This is a genomic window from Arthrobacter sp. P1_A5 (assembly GCF_056406825.1).
In genome coordinates, this window is record NZ_JBFTZL010000199.1 from 1 (window position 1) to 6,413 (window position 6,413).

7 protein-coding genes are annotated in these 6,413 nt (G+C 66.1%); 2 read left to right on the forward strand and 5 right to left on the reverse strand.

Features of this window, described 5'->3' with window-relative positions; all coding sequences use genetic code 11:
- The 3 genes from AC1D1S_RS18340 to pdhA form a co-directional block, all read right to left on the reverse strand.
- Positions 1–317: biotin/lipoyl-containing protein (locus tag AC1D1S_RS18340; RefSeq protein ID WP_476995120.1), on the reverse strand; the 317-nt coding region annotated here is incomplete at its 3' end.
- Positions 314–1,324 carry an alpha-ketoacid dehydrogenase subunit beta gene (locus tag AC1D1S_RS18345; RefSeq protein ID WP_243179622.1) on the reverse strand — a complete coding sequence of 337 codons (1,011 nt, stop codon included), beginning with the start codon at positions 1,322–1,324 and terminating at the stop codon, positions 314–316. The genes AC1D1S_RS18340 and AC1D1S_RS18345, both read right to left, overlap by 4 nt.
- Positions 1,324–2,502 (reverse strand): pyruvate dehydrogenase (acetyl-transferring) E1 component subunit alpha, encoded by a 1,179-nt coding sequence (pdhA, locus tag AC1D1S_RS18350; RefSeq protein WP_374706662.1) that lies wholly within the window; start codon positions 2,500–2,502, stop codon positions 1,324–1,326. Before pdhA ends, AC1D1S_RS18345 begins: the two co-directional genes overlap by 1 nt.
- Before the next feature lie 195 nt (positions 2,503–2,697).
- Here pdhA and AC1D1S_RS18355 point away from each other — a divergent pair, with 195 nt between their 5' ends.
- Positions 2,698–3,171: an Lrp/AsnC family transcriptional regulator gene (locus tag AC1D1S_RS18355; protein WP_476995121.1), complete on the forward strand. Its 474-nt coding sequence runs from the start codon at positions 2,698–2,700 to the stop codon at positions 3,169–3,171.
- 135 nt (positions 3,172–3,306) lie between these two features.
- Positions 3,307–4,020, forward strand: a complete 714-nt coding sequence (locus AC1D1S_RS18360; protein WP_243179623.1) for a hypothetical protein — start codon at positions 3,307–3,309, stop codon at positions 4,018–4,020.
- Positions 4,021–4,108: 88 nt separating this feature from the next.
- Here AC1D1S_RS18360 and AC1D1S_RS18365 read toward each other — a convergent pair whose 3' ends face one another.
- Positions 4,109–5,725, reverse strand: coding sequence for a solute symporter family protein (locus tag AC1D1S_RS18365; RefSeq protein WP_476995122.1), 1,617 nt, complete (start codon positions 5,723–5,725; stop codon positions 4,109–4,111).
- The gene (locus tag AC1D1S_RS18370; RefSeq protein WP_026538258.1) at positions 5,722–6,102 is read right to left on the reverse strand and encodes a DUF485 domain-containing protein; all 381 of its coding nucleotides are present in this window, start codon (positions 6,100–6,102) and stop codon (positions 5,722–5,724) included. The genes AC1D1S_RS18365 and AC1D1S_RS18370 overlap by 4 nt, the downstream gene beginning before the upstream one ends.
- Positions 6,103–6,413 lie beyond the last annotated feature (311 nt).

Consider the following 6,413-nt stretch of genomic DNA (forward strand, 5'->3'; position numbering starts at 1 on the left):
AGGTTCGGCTCACGCTTGCCTGCCGCGGCCCCGTCCGCACCGGCGGAACCGGCGGCGCCGTCGTCGCCCTCGATCTCGAAGGAGACGATCGGCTTCCCGACCTCAACAACGGTGCCGGGCTGTTCGTGCAGGGCCGCGACAACGCCGGCAAACGGCGAGGGCAGCTCGACGACGGCCTTGGCCGTCTCTACCTCGGCGATGATCTGGTTGAGGGTGACGGTGTCCCCTACCGCGACCTTCCAGGCGACGATTTCCGATTCCGTCAGTCCCTCGCCGAGGTCCGGGAGCCTGAATTCCTTGATCATGGTGGCGCTCATCCTTCCAGCCCGCTAAGGGAGTTGGGGCGGCCGAGGGCACGGTCGACGCCGTCGAGAATCCTGTCAAGGCCCGGCAGGTGGTGCATTTCCAGCTTGGAGTAAGGGTAGGGAACATCGAAGCCGGTCACGCGGACGGGAGCGGCCTCGAGGTGGTAGAAGCAGCGCTCGGTGATGCTCGCGGCGACTTCGGCGCCGAGGCCGCCGGACTGGCTGGCCTCGTGCGTGATGACCAGACGGCCGGTTTTGCGGACCGAGGCCTCAAGGGTGGCGAAGTCCAGTGGTGCCAGCGAGCGCAGGTCGATGACCTCAACCGAGATGCCTTCGTCGGCGGCCGCCAGGGCGGCGTCGCGGGCGGTCTTGACGAGCGGGCCGTAGGCCACGAGGGTGACGTCCGTGCCCTCGGTGACAACGCGGGCCTTTTCCATGGACAAGGCAGAACTCAGGTCGACGCTCTCGTCCACCTCGCCCTTGTCGTGGTAGCGCCGCTTGGGCTCGAAGTACAGGACGGGATCGTCGGAGGCGATGGCCTGCTGGATCATTGTGTAGGCGTCCTGGGGGTTGGACACGCTGATCACGCGCAACCCCGAGGTGTGGGTGAAGTAGGCCTCGGGCGATTCCGAGTGGTGCTCCGGCGAGCCGATGCCGCCGCCGAAGGGCACGCGGATGGTGATGGGCATCTTGACGGCGCCCTGGGTGCGGTAGTGCATCTTGGCGACCTGGCTGACGATCTGGTCGAACGCCGGGTAGATGAAACCGTCGAACTGGATCTCCACCACCGGACGGTAGCCGCGGTATGCCAGGCCGACGGCGGTGCCCATGATGCCGGACTCGGCGAGCGGGGTGTCCACGACGCGGTGCTTCCCAAAGTCTTTCTGCAGCCCGTCCGTGACACGGAAGACGCCGCCAAGGGCGCCGATGTCCTCGCCCATCAGGACCACCTTGGGATCGTTTTCGAGGGACTTGCGCAGGCCCGAATTGATGGCTCGGGCAAAGGTCATCTGCGTCATCAGCGTGCACCTTCTTCAGAAGCGGCTTCTGCGGGATCGCCGAAGGAAGCCAGGTAACGGGAGTAGTGCTCCTGCTGGCGGTCCAGCCAGGAGTTGGGCGTGCTGTACACGTGCTTGAAGATATCCAGCGGCTGCGGCTCGGGCATGTTGATGGTCCCGGCCCGGAGTTCCTTGGCCACTGCGTCAGCTTGCGCGGCGACGGCGGCCTCAAGGTCCGCGGTCAGCAGTCCCTTGCGCTCGAGCAGCGACTTCATCCGGCTGATCGGGTCCTTGGCGGCCCAGTCCTCGAGTTCGTTGGCATCCCGGTAGCGGGTGGGGTCGTCCGCCGTCGTGTGCGGGCCCATCCGGTAGGTCACGGCCTCGATGAAGGTGGGGCCGCCGCCGCGCCGGGCACGGTCCAGGGCAATGCGGGTGGCTGCCATGACGGCGAGGACATCGTTGCCGTCTACCCGCATGCTGGGGATGCCGAAGCCTGAGGCGCGGTCCGCGAGCTGGATGTGGGACTGCAGCCGGACGGGTTCGGAAATGGCCCAGTGGTTGTTCTGGCAGATGAAGACGACAGGCGCCTGGAAGCTCGCGGCGAAGACCATGGCTTCGTTGACGTCGCCTTCGCTCGTGGCTCCGTCGCCGAAGTAGGCCACGGCGACGCAGTCGGCGCCGTCGTTCTGGATGCCCATGGCGTAGCCCGTGGCGTGCAGGCTCTGCGCACCGATGATGATCTGCTGGGTGGCAACGTTGACGGTGAACGGGTCCCAGCCGGCGGAGGCATTGCCCCGCCAGGCACGGACGAGGTCCTCCGGCTTCACTCCCCGGCAGTAGGCGACGCCGTTGTCGCGGTAGCTCGGGAAGACAAAATCGTCCTCGCGGAGGGCGCGGGCCGAGCCGATCTGGGATGCTTCCTGGCCGAGCAGTGGCGGCCACAGTGCCAGTTCGCCCTGCCGCTGGAGGGCCGTGGCTTCGGCATCGATCCGGCGGATGACCACCATGTCCTCATAGAGCGCGCAGAGCTGCTCATCGCTGACGTCCTGGAGCCAGGGATCGAACTCGGGATGGCTGATGCGCTCGCCCGCCGGGGTGATGAGCTGGACGAGGTCGCCGCCCGTCCGCCTCATAGAATTTTCACTGTTTCCGGGGCCCCCGGCGGCAATGCCGCCCTTGCCCGCGTCGTCGGTAAACACTGTTGTCCGCACCTTCTGACGTCGTCTGACCGGAACTCGCAGGACTCGTGATCCCGCGGCGCGCCAGCCGCCCGGGCGCCGTTGCCCCGGATAATTGTGACCCTACTCACAATGCTCATCGGGTACAACCACCCGCAAAAATGTTGAGCATTATGCCCTGTTTGGCATCCGTCAACCGTGCTAATCTTGCGCATTATGCAARCCTTGGATGGCACTGACACYCGMCTGCTTTCGGCSATGGCSCGGGACCCCCGGSGGACCGTGGTTGCCCTCGCCCAGAAGCTCGGACTCTCGCGCAATACGGTGCAGGCCAGGATGGCCCAGCTGGAGAAGAAGCACGTGTTCCTCTCCTTCGAGCGGCGGATCAACCCGGTGTCCCTGGGATACCCGCTGATGGCTTTCATCTCCGTCCACGTCCAGCAGCAGAAGCTCGGACCCCTCGCCGTCGAGCTCGCCGGGATTCCGGAAATCCTGGAGGGCTACGGCCTGACGGGCTCGGCCGATCTGCTCCTGCGGGTGGTGGCGCTCGACGCCGAGGACCTGTTCCGGATCAACGGCAAGATACTGGCGTGCGACGGCGTGGACCGGACCGATACCGCACTGGCGATGGGCGAGCTGATCCCGTTCCGGATCCAGCCCCTGCTGGAGCGCGGATCCGCCGATAACTGATCCGCTTTTCATCTGTGCCGTGGGCGGCCGCGGCGCTAGGCTGTGTCCGTTGGGTCCCCCTGAGTCCTTGGGTCTGCGCACGCGGCCCAGTGCAACAGGCAGTGGCTTGTCTGGACTGCCGGAAAGGCTTGAACCGTGAGCAGTCCCGAGGAACCACACCGCCCGGTACCGCCGCAGCCCGGGCATGAGCCTGCAGCCGGCCACCCGGCGCCCGGCCAGCCGCCCGTTCCGTACTACGCCCCGCCGCCCGGGCCCCCCGCCGACGCCGCGGTGCCCAACTACGCGGCACCCAGCTACCCGCCACCCGCGACCGGCGCGGCTCCCAGCTACCCGCCACCCGGCGGCGGCGCACCTCCGTACTACGGCGGGCCGGGGCAGCCGCCGCCCTACTACGGCGGCGCCGCCCAGCCGCCCCCGAAAAAGAGCCGCAAGGCCCTGTGGATTGTCCTCGGGATCGTCGGCGGTGTGCTCCTGCTGGTGAGTGCCGGCGTCGTCGTCCTGCTCAACGTGGTGGGCGGAGCCACCAACCAGGCACGGGGCATCGCGGACGATTTCACGAAGCTGATCATCGCCGGCGAGGTCAGCACCGCCTACGAGAAGTACCTGGATCCGGCCCTCATGCGTAAGATTTCCCCGGAAGAGTTCGCCGCGGGCGTGCAGAGCCTGGAGCTTGACGGCAGCTGCAAACCGAACTTTTCAACCCTCAACGTCAGCTCCAACAACGGCTCCAACGCCGCCGACGTCGCCGGAACGATCGACTGCGACACGAAAAGCGTGGAACTGGCCTACCGCTTCGAGGGCCACGATGAACTGAAGATGGTGAACATTCGGCTGAGGCCCCAGCGCTGACCTCGGAAAACCCAGTCCAAGCTGGCGCCCATCCATGGGAGAAGCTCCCGTGCTGCTGCACGGGAGCTTCTCTGTTGGTGCGGCCTTTCTAGTGGTTGGTAGCCTTCTCGGCGCCCACCCCGGTCAGGGAACGGACCTCCATTTCGGCCTGCTTTGTGGCGTCTTCCTTCCGCTTGTCCAGGACGGTGCCCAGCCAGCCCAGCAAGAACGCGAGCGGGATGGAGACGATGCCCGGGTTGCTCAGCGGGAAGATGGCGAAGTTGGCGCCGGGGATCATCGACGTCTTGGCCCCGGAAACCACCGGGGAGAGCGCAATCAGGATGATGGCCGCGGACAATCCGCCGTACATGCTCCACAGGGCTCCCTGGGTGGTGAACCGGCGCCAGAACAGCGAGTAGAGGATGGTCGGAAGGTTGGCGGAGGCAGCCACGGCGAAGGCGAGCGCCACGAGGAACGCGACATTTTGTCCGTTGGCGAAGATGCCGCCGGCGATGGCCAGCAGCCCGATCACCACCACGGTGCGGCGGGCAACCTTGACCTCGGTGGCGGCGTCGGCTTTCCCCTTGGCGATGACGCTGGCGTAGATGTCGTGTGCGAAGGATGCCGCCGCGGTGATCGTCAGGCCGGCGACGACGGCCAGGATGGTCGCGAAGGCCACCGCCGAGATGAAGCCCAGGAGCAGCGGACCGCCGAGGTGGAAGGCGAGCAGCGGCGCGGCCGAGTTGACGCCGCCCGGGGCGGCCTTGATGGTGTCGGCACCCACCAGCGCAGCTGCGCCGTAGCCCAGGACCAGGGTGAACAGGTAGAAGATGCCGATGAGCCAGATGGACCACACCACGGACTTTCGGGCTTCCTTTGCGGTCGGAACCGTGTAGAAGCGCATCAGCACGTGCGGCAGGGCTGCGGTGCCGAGTACCAGGGCCAGGCCGAGGGACAGGAAGTCGACCTTGGAGGTCTCGGTCTTGCCGTACTGCAGTCCCGGGTTGAGCAGGTTCGGGTTGCCCGAGGTTTCCACCGCGCCGCCCAGCAGGTCCGAGAGGTTGAAGCCGTAGATCGCGAGGACCCAGAAGGTCATGACAGCGGCTCCGGCGATCAGGAGCATGGCCTTGATGATCTGCACCCAGGTGGTGCCCTTCATGCCGCCGATCAGGACGTACATGATCATCAGGGCGCCGACGACGATGATCACCAGGGCTTGTCCGCCCCAGTCGCTGATGCCCAGGAGCAGCGAGATGAGGCTGCCGGCACCGGCCATCTGGGCCAGCAGGTAGAAGAAGCAGACGGCCAGCGTGGAGATGGCCGCCGCGATGCGCACGGGGCGCTGCTTGAGCCGGAAGGAGAGGACATCGGCCATGGTGAACTTGCCGGTGTTGCGGAGCAGTTCGGCGACAAGCAGCAAGGCGACGAGCCAGGCGACGAGGAAGCCGATGGAGTACATGAAGCCGTCGTAGCCGTTGATGGCGATGGCTCCGGTGATGCCGAGGAAGGACGCTGCGGAGAGGTAGTCGCCGGCGATGGCGGTGCCGTTCTGCGGGCCTGTGAAGGAACGTCCGGCGGCGTAGTAGTCGGCTGCCGTCTTGTTGTTGCGGCTGGCCCTGATCACGATGACCATGGTGATCGCGACGAAGAGGGCGAAGATGCCCATGTTCAGCAGGGTGGTGTCCTTGAGATCCGCAACGTTTACTGCGGGAACCATGAGTGTCATTTTGCTGTCCCCCCAACCGGGTTGCCGTGCTTGTCGAATTCGTGCCCCTCGATTTCCTGGCGGATCTCGGAGGCAATGGGGTCCAGCTTGCGGTTCGAATAGCTGACGTACCAGCCGGTGATCGCGAACGTGGAGACGAACTGCAGCAGGCCAAGGATCAGGCCGACGTTGATGTTGCCCCAAACCTTGATCGACATGAATCCCACCGCGTAGTCGGCCAGCAGGACATAGGCGAAGTACCAGAGCAGAAAGGCAATGGACAGCGGGAAGACAAAGCTGCGGTGACGTGTGCGCAGTTCCTGGAACTGCTCCGTCGACTGGACTTCCTTGAAGTCCACGGCCGCCGCAGCGTCCGTTTCTTGGGCGTCGTGACCCATCGGTTCCTCCTCATTGAGACTGGTGAGTCCACACCGGCTGCCGTGGTCTGCGCGGGACGCGCCCTGCAACCCATCCTGCTGATGTGACTGCAATCACTGTGCACTGTGGCGCGGGTTACCTGCCACAGCCGGGGCGGCCTGCGTCGCTCAGCGGTCCCGACGCTGCGCCAAACGGCGCCCCCGGCCGCCGAAAGGAACCCCGGCGGTAGGCTGGCACCATGCCGGATTCTCCCCTGCTCACCGCCGCCGCCGTCGCGGTGATTGCCCTGGCGATCGCTGCCGTCGTCGCCGTGGGACTCAAGGTCCTCCGG

Bases quoted from the DNA above. Each gene is read 5' to 3' on its own strand.
- AC1D1S_RS18370 (WP_026538258.1), bottom strand. From the start codon at position 6,102: ATGGGTCACGACGCCCAAGAAACGGACGCTGCGGCGGCCGTGGACTTC.
- AC1D1S_RS18345 (WP_243179622.1), bottom strand. From the start codon at position 1,324: ATGACGCAGATGACCTTTGCCCGAGCCATCAATTCGGGCCTGCGCAAG.
- AC1D1S_RS18365 (WP_476995122.1), bottom strand. From the start codon at position 5,725: ATGACACTCATGGTTCCCGCAGTAAACGTTGCGGATCTCAAGGACACC.